21 protein-coding genes are annotated in these 21,278 nt (G+C 55.8%); 12 read left to right on the top strand and 9 right to left on the bottom strand.

Annotation, left to right across the window (positions count from 1 at the left end):
- Positions 1–329 precede the first annotated feature (329 nt).
- Positions 330–1,163, top strand: a complete 834-nt coding sequence (locus Yoon_RS09580; protein ID WP_238111968.1) for a lytic transglycosylase domain-containing protein — start codon at positions 330–332, stop codon at positions 1,161–1,163.
- Positions 1,164–1,204: 41 nt separating this feature from the next.
- On the opposite strand, the gene Yoon_RS09575 is transcribed toward Yoon_RS09580, so the two are convergent.
- The 7 genes from Yoon_RS09575 to tldD all read right to left on the bottom strand — a co-directional run bounded on the left by Yoon_RS09575 (position 1,205) and on the right by tldD (position 8,668).
- Complete coding sequence (locus Yoon_RS09575) at positions 1,205–1,831, bottom strand: 3-oxoacid CoA-transferase subunit B (RefSeq protein ID WP_238111966.1); 627 nt, start codon at positions 1,829–1,831, stop codon at positions 1,205–1,207.
- Positions 1,832–1,834: 3 nt separating this feature from the next.
- Positions 1,835–2,068 (bottom strand): hypothetical protein, encoded by a 234-nt coding sequence (locus tag Yoon_RS09570; RefSeq protein WP_238111965.1) that lies wholly within the window; start codon positions 2,066–2,068, stop codon positions 1,835–1,837.
- A 9-nt stretch (positions 2,069–2,077) separates the two neighbouring features.
- Positions 2,078–2,776, bottom strand: coding sequence for a CoA transferase subunit A (locus Yoon_RS09565; protein WP_238111964.1), 699 nt, complete (start codon positions 2,774–2,776; stop codon positions 2,078–2,080).
- Positions 2,777–2,862: 86 nt separating this feature from the next.
- The gene (topA, locus tag Yoon_RS09560) at positions 2,863–5,472 is read right to left on the bottom strand and encodes a type I DNA topoisomerase (RefSeq protein ID WP_238111963.1); all 2,610 of its coding nucleotides are present in this window, start codon (positions 5,470–5,472) and stop codon (positions 2,863–2,865) included.
- 123 nt (positions 5,473–5,595) lie between these two features.
- Complete coding sequence (gene dprA / locus Yoon_RS09555) at positions 5,596–6,729, bottom strand: DNA-processing protein DprA (RefSeq protein WP_238111962.1); 1,134 nt, start codon at positions 6,727–6,729, stop codon at positions 5,596–5,598.
- Positions 6,730–6,807: 78 nt separating this feature from the next.
- Positions 6,808–7,245 carry a hypothetical protein gene (locus Yoon_RS09550; protein ID WP_238111961.1) on the bottom strand — a complete coding sequence of 146 codons (438 nt, stop codon included), beginning with the start codon at positions 7,243–7,245 and terminating at the stop codon, positions 6,808–6,810.
- A 1-nt stretch (position 7,246) separates the two neighbouring features.
- Complete coding sequence (gene tldD / locus Yoon_RS09545; RefSeq protein WP_238111960.1) at positions 7,247–8,668, bottom strand: metalloprotease TldD; 1,422 nt, start codon at positions 8,666–8,668, stop codon at positions 7,247–7,249.
- A gap of 170 nt (positions 8,669–8,838) precedes the next feature.
- Between tldD and coxB the strand changes: the two genes are divergently transcribed.
- From coxB to Yoon_RS09495, 10 genes are all read left to right on the top strand, one after another.
- A complete protein-coding gene (coxB, locus tag Yoon_RS09540; protein ID WP_238111959.1) occupies positions 8,839–9,657 on the top strand; it encodes a cytochrome c oxidase subunit II in 819 nt (272 codons plus the stop codon).
- Positions 9,658–9,741: 84 nt separating this feature from the next.
- Positions 9,742–10,674 carry a heme o synthase gene (cyoE, locus tag Yoon_RS09535; RefSeq protein ID WP_238111958.1) on the top strand — a complete coding sequence of 311 codons (933 nt, stop codon included), beginning with the start codon at positions 9,742–9,744 and terminating at the stop codon, positions 10,672–10,674.
- Positions 10,674–10,874 (top strand): hypothetical protein, encoded by a 201-nt coding sequence (locus Yoon_RS09530; protein ID WP_238111957.1) that lies wholly within the window; start codon positions 10,674–10,676, stop codon positions 10,872–10,874. The genes cyoE and Yoon_RS09530 overlap by 1 nt, the downstream gene beginning before the upstream one ends.
- A complete protein-coding gene (locus tag Yoon_RS09525) occupies positions 10,871–11,485 on the top strand; it encodes a cytochrome c oxidase assembly protein (RefSeq protein ID WP_238111956.1) in 615 nt (204 codons plus the stop codon). The genes Yoon_RS09530 and Yoon_RS09525 overlap by 4 nt, the downstream gene beginning before the upstream one ends.
- A 25-nt stretch (positions 11,486–11,510) precedes the next feature.
- Positions 11,511–12,317 (top strand): cytochrome c oxidase subunit 3, encoded by an 807-nt coding sequence (locus Yoon_RS09520; protein ID WP_238111955.1) that lies wholly within the window; start codon positions 11,511–11,513, stop codon positions 12,315–12,317.
- 86 nt (positions 12,318–12,403) lie between these two features.
- Positions 12,404–13,084: an SURF1 family protein gene (locus Yoon_RS09515; protein ID WP_238111954.1), complete on the top strand. Its 681-nt coding sequence runs from the start codon at positions 12,404–12,406 to the stop codon at positions 13,082–13,084.
- 1 nt (position 13,085) lies between these two features.
- Complete coding sequence (thrC, locus tag Yoon_RS09510; RefSeq protein WP_238111953.1) at positions 13,086–14,465, top strand: threonine synthase; 1,380 nt, start codon at positions 13,086–13,088, stop codon at positions 14,463–14,465.
- A 2-nt stretch (positions 14,466–14,467) separates the two neighbouring features.
- A complete protein-coding gene (locus Yoon_RS09505) occupies positions 14,468–15,736 on the top strand; it encodes a pitrilysin family protein (RefSeq protein WP_238111952.1) in 1,269 nt (422 codons plus the stop codon).
- On the top strand, positions 15,736–16,320 hold the full coding sequence (locus Yoon_RS09500; protein WP_238111949.1) for a GNAT family N-acetyltransferase: 585 nt from the start codon (positions 15,736–15,738) through the stop codon (positions 16,318–16,320). The genes Yoon_RS09505 and Yoon_RS09500 overlap by 1 nt, the downstream gene beginning before the upstream one ends.
- A gap of 17 nt (positions 16,321–16,337) precedes the next feature.
- Entirely contained in the window at positions 16,338–17,753 is a 1,416-nt protein-coding gene (locus Yoon_RS09495; protein WP_238111948.1) for an FAD-binding oxidoreductase, read from the top strand.
- A 204-nt stretch (positions 17,754–17,957) separates the two neighbouring features.
- Here Yoon_RS09495 and Yoon_RS09490 read toward each other — a convergent pair whose 3' ends face one another.
- Both Yoon_RS09490 and Yoon_RS09485 read right to left on the bottom strand, forming a co-directional pair.
- Positions 17,958–18,488, bottom strand: a complete 531-nt coding sequence (locus Yoon_RS09490; RefSeq protein WP_238111946.1) for an adenine phosphoribosyltransferase — start codon at positions 18,486–18,488, stop codon at positions 17,958–17,960.
- A gap of 10 nt (positions 18,489–18,498) precedes the next feature.
- The gene (locus Yoon_RS09485; RefSeq protein WP_238111945.1) at positions 18,499–19,365 is read right to left on the bottom strand and encodes an S-methyl-5'-thioadenosine phosphorylase; all 867 of its coding nucleotides are present in this window, start codon (positions 19,363–19,365) and stop codon (positions 18,499–18,501) included.
- A gap of 174 nt (positions 19,366–19,539) precedes the next feature.
- Here Yoon_RS09485 and Yoon_RS09480 point away from each other — a divergent pair, with 174 nt between their 5' ends.
- The gene (locus Yoon_RS09480) at positions 19,540–21,156 is read left to right on the top strand and encodes a SulP family inorganic anion transporter (RefSeq protein WP_238111944.1); all 1,617 of its coding nucleotides are present in this window, start codon (positions 19,540–19,542) and stop codon (positions 21,154–21,156) included.
- Positions 21,157–21,278: the final 122 nt, after the last annotated feature.

Here is a 21,278-nt window from a genome sequence, read left to right as displayed (position 1 = left end):
TCATTAGGGTTTATTTCGTTCCTCGCCAGGTCAGCGTTACTAGGTGTTTAGCAAAGCCCCTGTCTTGGATGTCCTTATATAGCCTGTAGAATGGGGCGGGAGTTTGACGCCTTTCATATTTTTTTTGGACGGGTAAATTTTTTGCGAAAAAATCATTTAAGCAATTGTATTTATTGTACTAATTAATGAATTTTGTGCTGCGGTGTTTTAGTGTCCGTTGCTAAAAGGTCGGCAATAGGGCCTAAATGACATAATTGTTTTCGGGAATCTGGAGTTTTGGCGGTTTTCTGCCATGATTAGGGTAATAAAAATGACGAGCAGGACAGATCATGAATCGTAAGATTCCTTTTTTAGTGGCTTTGGCCCTATCGGTCAGCAGTTCTAACGCCAGCGCAGAGGTAGAGCGACTACAGCCGGATTTTACATTCCGGATGGTTTCGGTACCGACTGCAGGCTCTACGGGGCGGATCAACGTGCAGATTGATCCGAATGCGCCGCGGCTTGGTCCTGTCTATTCAGATGAGCCTGAAGTGGAAGAAGCATCTGCGGCGATTGCCGTGCCGCAATCTGCGGGAACTGACTGGTTTTGGAACAACGTATCTTTCGGGATTAACGATTCTTCTCCGGCGCGGCTCGAAAGCGCGCTTAAGCAAATCAATAACCCACCAGCAGGTGAAAGGGTTTCCGCACCGCGTCTGCAAAGTCTCCAAGATATTGCCAATGCACATGGTCTGGCGATTTTGACCGAAACTGTTGGCACGGATGTGTCACCGGCATTGGTACTGGCCGTGATTTCGGTGGAAAGCGCGGGGCGCACTGATGCAGTAAGCAGTGCGGGCGCAACAGGTTTGATGCAATTGATGCCTGCAACTGCCGCGCGCTTTGGCGTGACTGACAGTACAGATGGGGCCCAAAACATTAAGGGCGGCGTTGCCTACCTTGGTTGGTTGCTCAATGAATTCGGAAATGATCCGGTTTTGGCGCTTGCAGGGTATAATGCGGGCGAAGGCAATGTCATGCGTCACGCAGGCGTGCCGCCGTTCGCGGAAACACGGGCCTATGTACCAAAAGTATTGGCGGCTTGGCAGGTTGCGAAGGGGCTTTGCAATACGCCACCCGAATTGATCACTGATGGCTGCGTGTTCAACGTGAACGGAATTTAAGTACTGGGCGACACTCTATTATATCGTGTCGCCCGATTTGATTAGACGATTGTCGCTTCGGTGGCGGCGCGTAGTTCATCTTCGGTTACGCCGTCAGCGCATTCGACAATGTGCAGCCCGCCTTCAACAACATCAAGCACACCAAGATTGGTGATGATGCGGTCGACGACGCCTTTCCCAGTAAGTGGTAGGGTACAGGATTTTAGCAATTTGCTGTCGCCGTGTTTGGATGTGTGATCCATCACGACAACGACACGGCCGACGCCAGCCACAAGATCCATCGCGCCGCCCATCCCTTTGACAAGCTTGCCGGGAATCATCCAATTGGCGAGATCGCCGTTTTCGGCGACTTCCATCGCGCCCAAAATCGCCATCGCGATCTTGCCACCGCGAATCATGCCGAAAGACTGCGCGCTGTCGAAATACGCGGTTTGGGGCAATTCGGTGATGGTTTGCTTGCCTGCGTTGATCAGGTCCGCGTCGATGTCCTCTTCGGTCGGAAACGGCCCCATGCCAAGCATGCCATTTTCTGACTGCAACGTGACTTCGACGCCCTCGGGGATATAGTTGGAAACCAGCGTCGGGATACCGATGCCGAGGTTTACATAGGTGCCATCTTGCAGTTCTTGCGCCGCGCGCGCGGCCATTTGGTTGCGATCCCAAGCCATGGTTTAATCCTTCCCAGAGTTAAGAGAGGTCTTGATCTCGGCAAGACTTGTTTTGATTTCGCTCAATTGGTGTTCCAACATGAGACTATGTGCGGTGCTCAGCGTCATGCGCTGTAATTCGGTGTCATCACCAACAAAGGTATCGTGAACCATTGCGCGGGCAATAACGATCCAATGATGGAAATCGCGCAATATTTCTCGATCTTGTTCGGCCTTAGAGGCGTTATGATCTGACATGCTTTTCCCCTAGGCTGCAGGGCGCGTTGTACGCTGCTCAATGCGTTTTTCGTGGTCGCCTTGAATAATGCGATGCACATAAATGCCGGGCAGGTGGATATGGTCTGGATCAAGGCTGCCAGTTGGAACGATTTCTTCCACCTCAACAATACAAACCTTGCCACACATTGCGGCTGGCGGATTAAAGTTACGGGCAGTTTTCCGGAAAATCAGGTTGCCTGTTTCATCGGCTTTCCACGCCTTGACGATGGCCAGATCAGCAAAGATGCCCTCTTCCATAATGTAGGTTTCGCCGTTGAAATCTTTGTGGTCTTTGCCTTCGGCAATCACTGTGCCGACGCCGGTTTTGGTGTAAAACCCGGGGATGCCGCAGCCGCCAGCGCGCATGCGTTCGGCCAATGTGCCCTGTGGGTTGAATTCCAGCTCAAGTTCGCCGGACAAGTATTGGCGCATGAATTCTGCGTTTTCACCAACATAAGAGCTGATCATTTTTTTGACTTGGCGCGTCTGAAGCAAAATACCGATGCCAAAGTCATCTACGCCTGCGTTGTTGGAGGCAAAAGTAAGATCCTTGGTGCCTGCGTCTTTGATCGCATCAAGCAGCAATTCAGGGATGCCGCATAGACCAAAACCCCCGGCGGCAATGAACATGCCGTCAAACAACAACCCATCAAGGGCCGCGGCGGCATTCGGATATATTTTCTGCATTTATGGTGTTCCCCCGTTTCGCAATCGGCCAAAGCCTGACCCGCGAAACAGGGAAAGTCAACGTGCATGCTGCGATGCAGCACATGCTATTTCTTGATAGCAGGTTTCTTTTTTGCTGCGGGCTTCTTCGCGGCAGGTTTTTTTGCCGGGGCCTTTTTCTTAGGCGCCGGTTTTTTCTTACCAGACTTTGCGGCACGCTCATCAATCAGATGCACAGCCTGTGCCATCGTCAGCTCGGCTGGTGGAATGTCTTCGGGGATCGTCGCGTTGATCTTTTCCCATTTGACGTAGGGGCCGTATTTGCCGTCGAAGACGTTCACCGGCCCGCCTGCTTCAGGGTGTTCGCCCAATTCGTGGATCGGCACGGCAGCCTTGCCACGTTGCCCACGGCTCGCGACTTTTTCCGCAAGCAATTGTACGGCGTGGTTCATGCCCACGGTCCAGACGTCTTCGATGCCTTCAAGATTGGCGTTTGTGCCGCCCTTAAACGACGTGTTTTCAGCGTGCTTAAGATAGGGACCATAGCGTCCAAGATTGGCCCATACATTTACACCGTCTTCGGGATGGGTGCCGATCAAACGCGGTAGCTCAAGCAAACGCAGCGCGTCGGGAAGCCCGATTTCTTCGGGATTCCAACCTTCGGGCACACCTTGACGAGGGGGCTTCTTATTATCTTCGGTCACTTCGCCACGCTGCACATAGGGGCCAAAGCGCCCCTTGAACACGCGGATGGGATCGCCTGCGTCCTCGCCAAGCAGCTTGCCTTCGGGGGGGATGGCGGATGCTTCGGCCTCTGGGTTTGGCGGACCAAAGGGGCGCGTGTAGCGGCATTCTGGATAGTTCGAACAGCCAATAAAGGCCCCGCCAGAGCGGGCGGTACGCATGGACAACCGCCCTTTGCCGCAGTTGGGGCACAGGCGTGGATCGCTGCCATCTTCCGTAGCTGGGAAAAGATGCGGCTCAAGCACTTCGTTAATTTTTTCAAGCACTTCGGTGATCCGCAGATCTGCCGTTTCCGCAATCGCAGCTGAAAAATCGCGCCAAAACCGTTCAAGTACTTTTTTGTATTCAGCGTCGCCTGCGCTGACCTCATCAAGCTGGTTTTCCAGATCAGCAGTGAAATCGTAACCGATGTATTTGCGAAAGTAGTTGGTCAAGAATGCGGTAACCAAACGGCCCTTATCCTGCGGAATCAGACGGTTCTTGTCTTTTTCAACATAGCCGCGATCCTGAATCGTGGTCACGATCGACGCATAGGTCGATGGGCGGCCAATGCCTAATTCTTCCATGCGCTTGACGAGCGTGGCTTCGGTGTAGCGGGGGGGCGGTTGGGTAAAGTGCTGCTCTGGCGTTACCGATTGCTTGGCGGCGTCTTCGCCCTCAGCTAGCTGCGGCAGGCGCTTGTCGTCATCGTCAACGACAGTGTCATCCTTGCCTTCTTCGTAGATCGCGATGAAGCCGTCAAAGACCATAACCTGCCCATTGGCGCGCATGATCACCTGTTCGTCAGCGCTGGCGATATCAACGGTCGTGCGTTCAAAACGCGCAGCGGACATCTGGCTAGCAAGGGTACGTTTGTAGATCAACTCATAGAGTTTGCGTTGGTCGGCGTCTTTAATATTCGCCTCATCTGCACCCAACATCAAATCCGTTGGCCGCACACATTCGTGGGCCTCTTGGGCGTTCTTTGCCTTGTTTTTGTAGACGCGCGGCGATTCGGGCATATATTTCTCGCCGAATTTCGCTTTGATCGCGTCGCGCGCGCTGGTCACCGCCTCTGGCGCCATGTCGATGCCGTCGGTCCGCATATAGGTGATCAATCCGGCCTCGTACAAACGCTGGGCCACGCTCATGGTTTGGCGCGCGCCCATACCGAATTTGCGGCTGGCCTCTTGCTGCAGGGTTGACGTCATGAATGGCGGCGATGGGTTGCGGGTGCCGGGCTTTGCTTCGACCGATTTGATGGTTAAATCGCGCGAATTAATCGCCTGCACGGCCATTTCGGCTTGCGTTTCATTGCCCAGATCAAATTTATCGAGCTTCTTGCCCGCCAGCGTCGTTAGCCGTGCTTCAAATGTTTGACCCCGCGCGGATGTCAAAAGTGCCTTGATTGTCCAGTATTCTTGATTGCGGAAAGCTTCGATTTCCATTTCGCGTTCGCAAATCAAACGTAGTGTCACCGACTGCACCCGGCCTGCGGATTTCGCGCCGGGCAGTTTACGCCAAAGGACGGGCGACAGGTTGAAGCCAACCAAATAATCGAGTGCGCGACGCGCAAGATACGCCTCGACCAGGGGCGCATCGACTTGGCGCGGATTTTTCATCGCATCAAGAATTGCGGTTTTGGTGATGGCGTTGAACACAACGCGGCTGACGGGCGTGTCTTTCTTGATCGCTTTGCGGGCAGTTAAGGCCTCGGTCAGGTGCCAACTAATCGCTTCGCCTTCACGGTCGGGGTCGGTCGCGAGGATCAGTTCGTTGTCGTTTTTCAACGCGTCGATAATTGCCTTGAGGTGCTTTTTACTGTCGCTTGCGACCTCCCATTTCATGTCGAAATCTTCGTCGGGGAGGACCGAGCCGTTCTTGGGCGGCAGGTCGCGGACGTGGCCGTAAGATGCCAAAACGGTATAACCTTTTCCAAGATAACCTTCAATTTTCTTGGCTTTGGCCGGTGATTCGACGACGACAACTGGCATGAGAATCCTTTGGGCGGATGGGGAGCGGTTTAGGTGCGCAAGATGTGGTGTGTCGCGACGGATTGTCAATGCGCCCATTACGACAGGGTCATTTTCGTCCAATTGTTGCGCGTAAAGGTGCCGCTAGTTGACGACCGCGGCCCATAACCCGCCGGGCTGGCGTGCGATCCTGCCGTCAAGTTCCAAATCGACCAAAACCGGAGCCACCGTTGCGGCGGGCGAGTCCACATCGCGCAACAATTGGTCTTCGGCAATGGGGTTTGGGCCAAGCCGCGCCAAGATTTTATCGTGCAGCGCTGCGGTTTGCTGTAACGGGCGCGGTGCAGGGGGCGGTGTTAGGTCCAGTTCGGGCGCTTCGGGAAGGACCGGAGAAATAGCTTCGATCACATCAGACGCGTTGCGGATCAGTGTGGCCCCATCGCGCAGCAGCATATTGCAACCAGCCGCGCGCGCATCGAACGGGTGGCCGGGAACTGCGAAAACGTCGCGGGCCTGATCCAATGCATTTCGCGCGGTAATCAGGCTGCCTGATTTTGCGGCCGCTTCGACCACGATCACTGCCTGTGCCATGCCGGATATAATACGGTTGCGCGCCGGAAAATGCCGGGCTTGTGGTTGCATCCCCACCGGCATCTCGGACAGGCGCACGCCCTGTTTGGCAATGTCATACGCTAGCTGGGTGTTTTCGACAGGATAGATCGTATCGACCCCGCCGGCCTGTACGGCGGCTGTCCCACCGGGAAGTGCTGCGAGATGCGCAGCGGTATCGATCCCGCGTGCAAGCCCAGACACAACGACAAACCCCGAATCTGTCAAATCCGCAGCAAGCTTTTTCGCCATCCGGGTGCCAAGCGATGACGCATTGCGCGCGCCAACCAATGCAATCATCGGACGGGCCAAAAGAGCGAAATCGCCCAAGGCCCACAATAGGGGCGGGGCGTCCGCAATATCGCGCAGATTGGCCGGATAGCGGGGGTCGTCATCCGTCATCAATACCGCGCCAGCGGCGTGACCCGCGTCAAGTTCTGCGCGCGCCACGCCAATGGGGCATGTTTCATACCCTTTTACACCCGCTTCACGGGCAACGTCTGGCAAGGCATCCAACGCATTTTGCGCGTTGCCATGTTCAGCCATCAATCGCCGGTAGGTCACAATGCCAACCCGACGCGATCGCAATAGGCGAAGCCGATCAACCAGATCACCTTCCGTGGTGGGTAGGAGTGGGGGGGGATTGGAAGTTTTGCGTTTTCCGGTCATCCTGATTCTCCGCCTATTGCGCGGTCAGTTTTAGGCCTACGCAGTTAACGAGATGTGAATCTTTGCATGTTTTGTCGTTCAAAGGTTTTGCTTTGGCCGCGCAAGTTGTGCGCAGAACCAAAGCGCCCCGGCAAAGCCAACGCCGGGCAGTGAAGTCATTGCGACGAAGCCGAAGTCATACGCGGCTTCCTTTAGGCCCGAAAGCACAAGAAACGCCGCGTGGCTCACAATCCCGCCCAATACAAAGGCAACGGCCCATCCGCCAATCCCAGCCATAAGCAGAGCCACAGCGACCGGCACAATCAGCAAGGTTGTTACAAACGCAAAAATAAACAGATTAAAAATAAATGCACCTGTATGCCAAAAATACCCAAAGCTATCGGTCAGCGTTGGCGTATACGTTACTGCGGCCCAAACGGCGAGCAACAGTGCCGGAAGAATGAGCTCAACGATGAGTATCGCAATCCCAATCATCTTGAGCGCATCACGCAATCGGACTGGCGCGGAGCGAAACATACTACGCCGCAGCCCCGCCAATCGTTAGGCCGCCAATCAGCAGGCTGGGCTGTCCGACGCCGACGGGCACCCATTGCCCAGCCTTGCCGCAATTGCCGATCCCGGGATCAAGTTGCATGTCATTGCCGATCCCGCGAATCTGTTTCAACGCAGTTGCGCCGTCTCCGATCAGGGTGGCCCCTTTGACAGGCGCCCCAACGATACCGTTTTTGACGCGGTAGGCCTCGGTGCATGAGAACACAAATTTGCCGTTGGTAATATCAACCTGCCCGCCGCCAAACCCAACCGCATAAATCCCGTCTTTCAGATCGGCGACGAGGCTTTCAGGGTCCGCGTCCCCGCCCAACATATAGGTGTTGGTCATGCGCGGCATTGGTGTATGGGCATAGCTTTCACGCCGCCCGTTGCCTGTCGGGGCGACCCCCATCAGCCGCGCGTTTTGGCGGTCTTGCATATAGCCGACCAGCACCCCGTCTTCGATCAATGTGTTCTGGGCGCTGGGCGTGCCTTCGTCATCGACGGTGATAGAGCCACGCCGATCGGGGATCGTGCCGTCGTCTAATACTGTCACGCCTTTCGCGGCGATCTGTTGGCCCATGAGCCCCGCAAATGCGGATGATCCTTTTCGGTTGAAATCACCCTCAAGCCCGTGGCCAATGGCCTCATGCAGCAGAATACCGGGCCATCCGGGGCCAAGCACCACATCCATCATGCCCGCGGGCGCAGGTTCGGCGTCAAGATTTACAAGGGCGATACGCAAGGCCTCGCGAACGACGGGCTCCCAATGATCGCGCCCGATCAAGCCGATCAACCCAGCGCGCCCGCCGCCGCCCATTGATCCGCTTTCGCGCTTGCCGTTTTCTTCGACAATGACGCTGATGTTCAGCCGCGACATCGGGCGGTTATCGGTCACAAGTGTGCCTTCTGGGCGCAGGATCAGCACCTCTTGATGCGATGCGGCAAGGGTTGCTGACACCTGCACCACCCGCGAATCAAGCGCGCGGGCAAAGGCGTCGATCTCACGCAGGACGTCGATTTTGGCGGGGAACGTCGCCTGCAGCATCGGATCGGCATCCGAATAGAGCTTTTGATTGGTGCCCATCGGGCCGGGGGCCATCGTGCCACCGCCGTCACCCACGGCCAACCTGGCGGTCGCCACAGCACGCTTGAGCGCATGTTCGTCAATCGTGGTCGCATGCGCGTAGCCTGCCGTTTCTCCGCGGACCGCACGCAGACCAAACCCTTCGGAGGCATCATAGCTAGCGGTTTTTACGCGCCCGTCATCAAACGAAAGAACTTCGGATTTGCGGCGCTCTAAAAACAGCTCGCCGTCGTCGGCCCCTTGGGTGGCTTCGCGCAGCAAGGTAAGCGCGCGGTCCTGATCAAGGTTGGTGTCAAACGGGCGAAATGGGTCGGTGGACATGTGGAATTCCTTAGGTCTGCGCAAATTTATCGGCAAAAGCGGCTCTTTGCCGCAACAGCAGTTCTTGAGTTGTTCATCAAGATATGGGACATGGACGGTCAGATACAACGGGATTCCTTCTTGGGTACCGTTCCAGACGCGCCTGAGGCGCAACGATGTTAGGGTAGAATATGCGACTGAAAACCTTTGCGACCTCACTTTTGTCCGGTGCCGGCCTGATCATGGCCGGGGCGGTTGCCACAGCGCAAGAAGTCAGCCAAGAGCTGGAAATAATCGGGAGACCCGTTGACGGCCAAACCGGCTTTCAACCTGCGGCCACCGAATTGGCACGCGATGTGCAGGGGCTTGATCAGCTTTTGCTTGTGATCATCACCGTCATTACTTTGTTTGTGACGGCGCTGCTTGCTTGGGTTTTGATCCGCTATAACCAAAAGCGCCAGCCGACACCCGCAGGATTTACGCATAACTCGCCGCTCGAAGTGGCCTGGACTGTGCTGCCGATCGTCATTCTCGTGTTCATCGGTTCGTTTTCGCTGCCGGTGCTGTTCAAGCAGCAAGTGATCCCAGAAGGCGAAATCAATATCAAGGTCACCGGGTACCAGTGGTATTGGGGCTATGAGTATGTCGACGAAGACGTAAGCTTTGACAGCTTTATGCTTGGCCGTGAAGAGCTGGAAGAATTTGGCTATAGCCAAGACGAATATCTGCTGGCGACCAACACGTCCGTTGTTGTGCCCGTGAATACAACCGTTGTGATGCAGCTGACTGGTGCGGATGTGATCCACTCATGGACCGTGCCAGCGTTCGGCGTGAAACAAGATGCGGTTCCGGGCCGTTTGTCACAGCTTTGGTTTTCGGCTGAGCGCGAAGGTATCTTCTTTGGGCAATGTTCAGAGCTTTGCGGAAAAGACCATGCCTATATGCCGATCACTGTAAAAGTCGTAAGCCAAGAAACATACGACGAATGGCTGGCAGCGGCGAAGTCCTAAGCGGGGAGGTGGATCAGGATCCACCCTACGCTAAATTAACCCTGTAGGGTGGATCTTGATCCACCCGTCGTGGAAAGACCCTATATGAGTGACATCAGCATGCAAGACAGCAGCTATGAGGCAAACATGGGCGATTATTTCGCCTTGCTGAAGCCGCGCGTCATGTCATTGGTGGTGTTTACCGCCTTGGTTGGGCTGTTGGTTGCGCCCGTGCCTGTTCATCCATTCATCGGGTTCGTGGGCATTTTGTGTATCGCTGTTGGGGCTGGGGCCTCTGGTGCGCTGAACATGTGGTGGGACGCGGATATCGACCGGTTGATGAAGCGCACGGCGACACGGCCAATCCCTTCGGGCCGGGTAGAGCCAGGTGAAGCATTGGGCATCGGGCTAGCGCTTTCAGGTTTTGCAGTTGTGCTTTTGGCGCTTGCGACGAATTTTCTGGCAGCATCCTTACTGGCCTTCACGATCTTTTTCTATGCGGTCGTCTATTCGATGTACCTCAAGCGTTCGACACCACATAACATCGTGATCGGTGGGGCTGCGGGCGCGTTTCCTCCGATGATCGGTTGGGCCGTTGCGACAGGTGGCGTGAGCATTGAAAGCGTGCTGATGTTCGCATTGATCTTTATGTGGACACCTCCGCATTTTTGGGCGCTGGCGCTGTTTGTGAAATCTGACTACGGTCGCGCCGGGGTGCCAATGCTCACCGAAACACATGGGCGCGACACAACCCGACGGCACGTGTTGATCTACACGATTGCGCTGGTGCCAGTCGCGCTTGGGCTTGGGCTGACATCCATTGGCGGCCCTTTCTACATGGCTGTTGCCGTGGTGATGAACCTTTGGTTTCTCAAGGGGGCCATCGATATTTCGCGCCGTGATGATGCCGCCTGCGAGGCTGATAAACATAAAGTCGAAATCAACGTCTTTAAGGTGTCACTCTACTACCTCTTTGCCCATTTCCTCGCACTTTTGTTTGAGGCCGCGCTGCGCCAATACGGGCTGGGGGGCTGGTGATGACAATGAAAGTTGAGCATGAGGTGCACGGCCGCCGCAAAAACCGCAACTACGGTGTCTTGATCTTGTTGCTGTGTTTTGTTGGAATCGTCTTAGGGTTGACCGTTGTAAAGGTTATCCAGCTTGGTGATGCGCGCAAGTTCGAAGCCACTGATCATGTTGCACGTCCTCAAATCATTCCGGAGGAAGGCACAGAATGAAGCTTTTCGCAAACCTTTCAGGCCCGCACCGGACTGCGCTGATGACAAGTGCGGTTGTGGTGACGATGGGCGGTTTGGCTTATGCGTCGGTGCCGTTTTACGACTGGTTTTGCCGGGTCACCGGATTTGGCGGGATCACAAATGTTGCCGAGGCTGGTAGCGATGTGGTTTTGGACCAAACGATTACCGTGCGCTTTGATGCCTCGCTTGATCGGGACATGCCTTGGACCTTCAAGCCCGAAGTCCGCGAGATGGAGTTGCGGATCGGGGAAACCGGTCTTGCCTACTACGAGGCGCATAACCCGCTTGATGTGCCGATTGCGGGTCAAGCCGCCTATAATGTCACCCCCTACGAGGCCGGTGCGTTTTTCGACAAGATTGAGTGTTTTTGTTTCACCGAACAGGTTTTGCAACCGGGCGAAACCGTGATGATGCCGGTGAGCTTTTTTGTTGACCCCGCGATTGTTGACGACCGCGAAGGGAAACACGTGCACACAATCACGCTCAGCTATACTTTCTACCAAATCGACCTACCAGAGGACGTGGTGCAAGCCGCGCTTGCGCCCTCGACTTTGACAACGGCGTCACAAGACGCCATAGAATTGAACTAACGATCAGCCGATAGGGACGCACCACATGGCGCATGAAAAAAATCACGATTATCACATTTTGCCACCTTCGATCTGGCCTTTTTTGGGAAGCCTGGGCGCATTTATAATGCTGTACGGCGCGGTTATGTGGATGCCAGCCCAAGGCGGTAAGCCCTATGTGTTCCTCATCGGGTTGGCGATGGTGCTTTATGTCATGTACGCGTGGTGGGCGGACGTTGTCGCAGAAAGCCGGGTTGGCGATCACACCCCGGTCGTGCGGATCGGCCTGCGCTACGGTTTCATCATGTTCATCATGTCCGAAGTCATGTTCTTTGCAGCATGGTTCTGGTCATTCTTTAAGCACGCGATGTACCCAATGGGCCCGCTGAGCCCGGCGCAAGACGGCGTTTGGCCACCTGCCGGGATCGAAACATTTGACCCTTGGCACCTGCCGTTGATCAACACCTTGATCCTGCTGTGCTCTGGGGCCGCCGCGACATGGGCGCACCACGCACTGGTTCATGAAAATAACCGTGAAGACATGAAATGGGGGCTGATCCTTGCTGTTGTGTTGGGCGGAATTTTCACCGTGTTTCAGCTTTACGAATATAGCCACGCGGCATTTGGGTTCGGCGGCAACATCTATGGCGCGAACTTCTTTATGGCGACAGGTTTCCACGGCGCGCACGTCTTTATCGGGACGATCTTCTTGCTGGTCTGCCTGATCCGTCTGCAAAAGGGCGACTTTACCCCTGAAAAGCACATCGGGTTCGAAGCCGCCGCATGGTACTGGCACTTTGTGGACGTGGTTTGGTTGTTCTTGTTTGCTGCCGTTTACGTCTGGGGCGGCTAAGCCAAACGTAGGGTGGATCTTGATCCACCACCGCTGATCTAGGCGCGCGGGGATCACTCGCGCGCTTTTCTAATTAAGGGCGCAAAATGCTGCGTAAACTGATCTTTCCACTGCTTTTGGGAATTGCGGGCTGCGGGGTTCTGGTAAGCCTTGGGGTTTGGCAAGTGCAGCGGCTGGCCTGGAAAGAAAATATTCTGACCGAGCTTGATGAGCGCCTTACCGGGGCACCCGCACCATTCACAACAGCAGCGACTGAGGTGGCGGATGAATATACGCGGGTGACCCTCGCAGGCACTCCGACAGGTGACGAACTGCACGTGCTGACATCTGGCACCGCTGCCGGGACAGGATACCGCGTGATTTCAAAGTTCGTTCTGGATGATGGCACCGCGATTCTTGTCGATCTTGGGCTTCTGCCCCTGAACAACAGAGACGCAGCCCCGCTGATCGCGCCGATGCAGATCACGGGCACGTTGCTGTGGCCTGATGATCAAAACGACAGCACCCCTGATCCTGATCTTGCCAAAAACATTTGGTTTGCGCGCAATACGCAGATCATGGCCGCAGAGCTTTCGACCGAAGCCTTTATGGTCGTGGTGAGCACCGCGACCCCGGTCGATCCGCGCCTGACCCCCTTGCCGGTGGCAACATCGGGTATCAAAAATGACCACCTTGAATATGCGATCACGTGGTTTTCGCTGGCCTTTGTTTGGGCCGTTATGACACTCTTTCTTATCTTCCGCACGACCCGCCAAAAGGACGTCTAAAATGCGCTATATCTCCACCCGGGGCACCGCCCCCGCGCTGACCTTCGAAGAAGCCATGCTCACGGGTCTTGCCCGTGATGGTGGGCTTTATGTGCCCGAAGAAATTCCGACGCTGACCCCAACGCAGATCGCTGCAATGGCGGGCAAATCTTACGAAGAGGTGGCGTTCGACGTGATGCGCCCCTTTATTGGCGATACCTTTAGTGATGCGCAATTTCGCGAATTGATTGCCAAGGCGTATGCTGGTTTTGGGCATGCGGCGCGTGCGCCTTTGGTGCAGCTGGCACCAAATCATTTCTTGTTGGAGTTGTTCCACGGCCCAACACTGGCGTTCAAAGATTTCGCAATGCAGTTGATCGGGCAGATGTTCCAAGCTGCATTGTCACGTTCAGGCGACCGGGTGACCATCGTTGGTGCGACTTCGGGTGACACAGGGTCCGCCGCGATCGAAGCTTTTCGCGGCCTGTCGAACGTCGATGTGTTCATCTTGTTCCCACATGGGCGTGTCTCCGAAGTACAACGCCGCCAAATGACCACGCCAAGCGAATCCAATGTGCATGCATTGGCAGTGGACGGCGATTTTGACGATTGTCAGGCGGCTGTAAAAGACATGTTCAACGATTTCACCTTCCGCGAAGATGTGAAATTGGCGGGCGTGAATTCGATCAACTGGGGCCGCGTTTTGGCGCAGGTGGTTTACTATTTCACTGCCGCTGTCAGTCTTGGCGCGCCGCACCGCGAGGTGAGCTTTACCGTCCCGACAGGCAATTTCGGCGACATCTTTGCAGGCTACATCGCCAAGAAAATGGGGCTGCCGATTGCCGATTTGGTCGTTGCGACAAACCGTAATGATATCTTGCACCGCACTTTGGAAACCGGCGCTTACACCAAAGAAGGCGTCACCCCGACCATCAGCCCGTCGATGGATATTCAGGTGAGTTCTAACTTTGAACGCGCTTTGTTTTATGCTTACGGCGGTGACGGCGCGACAGTTGCTGCACAGATGGATGATCTGAAAAACGGCGGCTTTGATATTTCGCAAGGGGCCTTCGAGATGTTGCAAGACACGTTTAAGTCGGGGCGCGCTTCCGAGGATGACACAAAAGCGATGATCAAATCGTGTCGTGCGGATAGCGGCGAATTACTGTGTCCACATAGTGCAGTCGGCGTGCATGTTGCGCACGCACACTTGGGGGCAACACCGATGGTCACCTTGGCCACCGCGCACCCTGCAAAATTCCCTGATGCGGTAAAAGAAGCCTCTGGCGTCGCGGCACCACTTCCCCCCCGGATGGCCGACCTATATGAGCGCCCCGAACGGGTCACACGCGTGGCCAATGATTTGGCGGCATTGCAAGCCGTCATCAAAGAACGGATCTGACTTTGACAATTCAACTGCACACCCTGTCGAACGGTTTTCGGATCGTGACAGAACATATGCCGACGCTGAAATCTGCCAGTATTGGCATCTGGGTCGAAGCGGGCGGGCGGCACGAAAAGCCCGCGCAAAACGGTATCGCGCATTTTCTTGAACATATGGCGTTCAAGGGCACGCAAAAGCGGACCGCCTTACAGATCGCGGAATGCATCGAAGATGTTGGCGGCTATATCAACGCCTATACCAGTCGCGAGGCGACCGCCTACTATGTGCGCCTTCTAGAAAATGATGTGCCACTTGGGCTTGATGTGATCGCGGATATTCTGCTGAATCCGGTGTTCACGCCCGAAGATATCGAAATTGAACGCGGTGTGATCTTGCAAGAAATTGGCATGACCATCGATACCCCTGATGAAATGGTGTTTGATTGGCTGCAAGAAGTGTCCTTTCCCGATCAGGCGCTTGGCCGTACGATTTTGGGCCCGGCAGAGCGGGTTAGCGCATTTAACCGTGATGATTTGCAGCAGTTTGTTGGCCAACACTATGGCCCCAACCAGATGATCTTGGCCGCCGCAGGCGCGGTGGATCATGACGCGATTGTTGCACAAGCTGAGGCGTTGTTTGGCCATCTGCCCGCGTTGGATCGTGGCGCTGATTTGATCCAGCCCGCCCAGTTTGGCGGCGGTGAAATCCGCAACGTTAAAGATCTTGAACAGGTGCATTTTGCGCTCGGCCTGGAAGGGCCGAATTACCGTGATCCACAGATTTACACCGCACAAATCTATAGTTCGGTCATGGGCGGCGGCGTGTCCTCGCGCCTATTCCAAGAAATCCGCGAAAACCGTGGGCTATGCTATTCGATCTTTGCGCAAACAGGCGCCTATGAAGACACTGGGATGACCACGATTTACGCAGGTACCAGTGCGGAACAAATCGCAGAACTGGCGACTGTCACCATCGATGAAATGAAACGCGCCGCAGATGATATGACCGCGTCAGAAGTGGCGCGTGCGCGCGCGCAAATGAAGGCTGGGCTTTTGATGGGATTAGAAAGCCCGTCAAACCGGGCGGAACGTTTGGCGCGTTTGCTGCAAATCTGGGGACGTATCCCAAGCCTTGATGAAACCATCGCGCAAATTGATGCGGTGACCACGGGCGATGTCAAATCCTTTGCGGGGCAAATGGCGGGGCAAACCGGGATGGGGCTGGCGCTCTATGGTCCGACGGATGCCGCACCGACCTTGGACGCGTTGAAAGAACGGCTGGCCGCGTGATGCTTGGGGCCAAACGCAAGGTCCGGATCGAAACCGAACGGTTAATCCTGCGCCCGCCGACGCATGGTGATTACCGGGCGTGGTCGACGCTGCGTTATGATAGTGCCGCGTTTCTAACTGCGTGGGAACCGACTTGGGCGACAGATCATTTGACACGTAAGGCTTTTACCAACCGGGTCTATTGGGCGCAGCGGTCCATTGCGAATGGATCTGCCTTGCCGCTGTTTTTGGTACGCCGCAATGACCAGGGGCTGGTTGGGGCGATCACGCTCGACAATATTCGGCGCGGACCTGCACAGGCTGGCACGACGGGTTATTGGATCGGCGAACCTTTCGCGCGCCAAGGCTATATGCGCGAGGCGCTGCAGGCCGTCGTAAACCATGCATTCACTGCGATGGACCTAAGCCGCGTTGAGGCAGGCTGCCTGCCCGAAAACAACCCATCGCGCCGACTGCTAGAACAATGTGGTTATAAATATGAAGGCGTCGCGCAAAGCTATTTGCAGATCAACGGACGTTGGCGCAATCATGTGCTGTACGCCAACCTGCGCCATGATCGGCGTGGGAAAACAGACGTCGGTTAACGTCAAAGGACCAAACTATGCTGAACCCTGTCACCGCCATATTCGAAGATAGGCTACGCAACCTGTTGCCAGCCGCAGCGTTCAAAGAAGATATCGCACCCTATATGTCCGAACCGCGTGGGCGTCGCTCAGGCCACGGTATCGTCGTTGCTCCCGCCACGACCGAGGAGGTCGCAGCGCTGGTCAAAGCCTGTGCCGAGGCATCTGTCGGGATCATTCCTTACGGTGGCGGTACCGGTCTTGTCGGTGGGCAGCTCAGCGACGAAGGACCGAAACCCGTTGTGCTTTCGCTCGAGCGGATGAATAAAATCCGCGCGGTCTATCCCACCGAGAATGTTCTCGTCTGTGATGCAGGCGTGATTCTTGCAGATGTGCAAAAGGCGGCAGAAGATGTGGATCGCTTGTTTCCGCTGTCATTGGCCTCTGAAGGCTCGGCGCGGATCGGTGGGGTGTTATCTACAAACGCAGGCGGTGTGAATGTGCTGCGCTATGGCAATGCGCGCGCGCTTTGTCTGGGGCTAGAGGTCGTGCGCCCCGATGGCACCATTTGGCACGGGCTCACCCGGCTGCGCAAAGATAACACTGGCTATGATCTGCGTGATCTTATGATCGGGGCAGAGGGGACACTGGGGATCATTACGGGGGCCGCGCTCAAACTTTCGCCGCGCCCGGTGGGGATCGGTGCAGCATTGATGGCTGTGCCGTCACCGCAGGCCGCGCTTGACCTATTGGCGTTCGCGGGTGCGCGGATCGGGGACGGCATTTCCGCTTTTGAGATTATGCACAGGCAAGGCATGGATTTTCTCGCCGAAGTCGGCCCGCAACAGCGCGAGCCACTTGATGAGATCCCTGAATGGTCGGTGTTGATCGATGTTGGCCTGCCTGAAGGGCTGAGCCCTGAGGCCGCGCTAGAAGGGCTGTTTGAGGCTGGGTTTGAACAAGAACTTGTCACCGACGGCGTCATCGCGCAAAGCCGCGCACAGCGTCAGGAACTTTGGGATATCCGCGAGAATATCCCCGAAGCCAACCGTCGGATCGGCTCTGTCAGCTCACATGATGTGGCGCTGCCGCTGAGCATGATCCCCGAGTTTATCGAAAAGGCAGGCGCGGCACTGGCCGCCTTGGGCGATTTTCGGGTCAATTGTTTCGGGCACCTTGGCGACGGCAACCTGCATTACAACGTATTCCCCGCAAGCGGGCGAAGCCGTGCAGATTACGATGGCCAAGCAACAGATGTGAAGCGGACGGTGCATGATCTTGTGGCACAGATGGAAGGCTCTGTGAGCGCGGAACATGGGATTGGGCGGCTCAAGGTCGTTGACCTTGAGAAATATGGCGACCCCGCCAAGCTCGCGATGCTGCGCGCCGTGAAAGATGCGCTAGATCCCAAAGGGATCATGAACCCAGGAGCCGTGCTCGCGCCGCCGCGTTAGCGCTGCCTCCGGCGGGAGTATTTACGGGAAAAAAGAAAATATTAATGATATGCCGCTAGGCTCGGATTGCGGCACAGGCTGGAGAGCCGATGGCCGTGAAATGAGAAGCCGCCCGCCGCCAGACCCCAGAAACGGGTCAGCCGAGATCAGGCAATGGTAGCGGGCGCGTCTCTTCTTTTTTCCTAAAATACTCTCCCCGAAGGGTCAGTCGCCTGCGAATTCACACAGCGCGTGTACGTCCATCCCCATATCTTCCAATTTTTTACGGCCGCCCAGATCAGGCAGGTCGATGACAAAGGCGCAGCCGATGACTTGGGCGCCCATGCGTTCGACCAGTTTGATCCCTGCTTCGGCGGTGCCGCCTGTGGCCAGCAGATCATCGACGATCAAGACTTTTTCGCCCGGTTGTAGCGCGTCGTCGTGGACTTCCATCACGGCCTCGCCGTATTCGAGCGTATAGGATTGCTCGATTGTTTTGCCGGGCAGTTTGCCTTTCTTGCGGATAGGCACAAAGCCTTTGGTCAATTGGTGCGCGATGGCCCCGCCAAGAATAAACCCGCGCGCCTCAAGCCCGACAATCCGGTCAATATCAAGCCCTGCATAGGGGTGAAGCAGTTGGTCAATGGCGATGCGAAATCCGCGAGGGTCGCTGAACAATGTGGTGACATCGCGAAACATGATCCCTTCGTGTGGAAAATCAGGGATCGTGCGGATGTAGTCTTGGACGGTTTTCATGGGGGGCTTTCTAAAGGATACGGCCAGCGATGGCGTCTAATTTGGCAACCAGCGCAGGGTCGCGTTTGTCGGGGGCGGTCATGACCGCATATTCAAGCGCCCGATCACAGCCGTGCGGACATGCGTCACGTGTTGCGCCGAGCAGGGCGGGCAGTCGCGCGACAAGATCGCGTGCCTTGGTGCCATTTCCCTGCAATGTCGCGATAATTTCGGTGATATCAACGGCCCCATGATCCGGGTGCCAGCTGTCGTAATCAGTGATCATCGCGACGGATGCATAGCAAATCTCGGCCTCGCGGGCGAGCTTGGCTTCGGGCATATTGGTCATGCCGATCACGTCACAGCCCCAAGAGCGGTACATTTTGCTTTCGGCGACAGAGGAAAATTGCGGCCCTTCCATCGCGAGATAGGTGCCGCCGCGGTGAATGGTGATACCCGCATCGCGGCCGGCAGCTTCGCATGCGTCGGACAGCCGGTCACAGGTTGGGTGGGCAACGCTGACATGTGCCACACAGCCTGTGCCAAAGAATGATTTTTCACGCGCGAAAGTCCGGTCGATGAATTGGTCGACGATGACAAAATCACCGGGTGCGCGGTCTTCACGAAATGACCCGCAGGCGCTGACGCTGATAATATCAGTCACGCTAAGCCGCTTGAGCGCGTCGATATTCGCACGGTAGGGCACGGTTGTTGGTGAATGCACATGCCCGCGTCCGTGACGCGGTAGAAAGGCCATATCGACCCCATTGAGCGTGCCAGTCAGAATTGCATCTGAGGGTGTGCCCCATGGGCTGTCGACTGTGACCCATTTTGCATTTTCCAGCCCCTCCATATCATAGATACCTGAGCCGCCAATAATTCCGATTTTCGTTTGCATATGTGCCACCTGCGTCGAATCCGTTCGCTTCACACTGGCCGGGAATAACGCAAAAGTGAACCCCGCGTCAGTGCCCGTACCGCATCAATAAAAGGCACTTGCGCCCCAAGGGGTGACAATTGCACGCAGGTCGGGTAGGGCAGGCGCAACATCCCAATCTTGACAGGAATCTCCATGCCCCGCGCTCTTTTAGCGAGTTTCGCAGATAGTCTTTCGATCAGCGATCCAAACGCCCCGTTGACCCCAAAGCAGCTGCGTATTGACGTGCTCTCTGGACTAACCGTTGCCTTGGCGTTGGTGCCCGAAGCGGTGGCTTTTGCCTTTGTCGCTGGGGTGCAGCCATTGGTGGGGCTTTATGCGGCATTTATCGTCGGCTTGATCACAGCGATTTTTGGTGGGCGTCCGGGGATGATTTCCGGGGCGACCGGCGCTTTGGCCGTTGTGATGGTCAGCCTTGTTGCGATGCACGGCGTTGAATACCTGTTTGCGACCGTCGTTTTAATGGGGCTGATCCAAATTTTCGTTGGCATCATGCGTTGGGGGAAATTCATCCGGCTTGTGCCGCATCCTGTGATGCTCGGCTTTGTGAACGGGCTGGCGATCGTGATTTTCTTGGCGCAATTGGGCCAATTCAAAGTGCCGGGCACCGCAGAAGCCTCTGGTCACGGCGTTGGTGGCGGCGAATGGCTGTCTGGTGGGCCAATGGCATTGATGTTGGGGTTGGTGGCGCTGACGATGGCGATCATCTATTTTATACCGCGCCTGACCAACGCGATCCCTGCACCTTTGGCCGGGATCGGGATCGTTGCGGCGATCGTGATTGGCTTTGGGCTGGATGTGCCAGTTGTTGGCGATTTGGCGAGCATCGAAGGTGGCTTGCCCCCATTCCATATCCCGATGGTGCCGCTGAATTGGGAAACGATTGAAATCATTTTACCATATGCGGTGATCCTTGCCGCGATTGGGTTGATTGAAAGCCTGCTGACGTTGAACCTTGTGGGTGAAATGACCGGCAACCGCGGCGGCGCAAGCCAAGAATGCATCGCACAAGGCGCGGCCAATACCGTGACAGGTTTCTTTGGCGGCATGGGTGGTTGTGCAATGATCGGGCAATCCATGATTAACGTGAAATCTGGCGGACGGACCCGCGTTGCAGGTATCGCGGCGGCGCTGTTTTTGCTGGCGTTTATCTTGTTCGCGAGCGGTTTGATCGAACAAATCCCGCTGGCGGCCTTGGTCGGTGTGATGTTCATGGTGGTGATTGGGACCTTTGCTTGGAACTCGCTCACGATCCTGCGCAAGGTGCCGCGTACGGATGCCTTTGTGACCATCCTAGTGACTGTTGTGACAGTGGCCACTGATCTTGCCACGGCGGTGGTTGTTGGTGTGATTGTGTCAGCTTTGGCTTATGCTTGGAACAACGCCAGCCGCATTCATGCCAAGACCCATGAAACCCCTGAAGGTGCCAAAGTGTACCAAGTTCAAGGGCCGCTGTTCTTTGGCTCATCCGACGGGTTCACCGAGCTGTTCACCATTGAAAATGACCCATCGCTGGTCATCATCGATTTTGCGGACAGCCGTGTGGTCGATCAATCGGCGCTGCAAGCCATCGAAGCCATTGCGGGTAAATACGAAGCCGCAGGCAAACGTATCCAACTGCGTCATATCAGCCATGATTGCCATCAGCTTTTGTCTAAAGCGGGTCACCTGATCGTGGATAGCGACGATGATCCTGATTATGCATTGGCTGTGAACTACAGCGTCAAAACCGGCATTCTTGGCGGTCACTAACATGATGACCGGGCCCGAATTTGTCGGGCCCGGTCCCTGCATCCTATCGTTTGCGCGCGCAGCGCTTTTGCGATAGACATGCGATGTCACACGCCGGGTCCACGGCGGACATCACCGAGAAA

This window comes from Yoonia sp. I 8.24 (genome assembly GCF_022096995.1).
Taxonomy (GTDB): domain Bacteria; phylum Pseudomonadota; class Alphaproteobacteria; order Rhodobacterales; family Rhodobacteraceae; genus Yoonia.
Note: the sequence above shows the minus strand (reverse complement) of the source record. Positions and strands in the feature narration are given on the sequence as shown.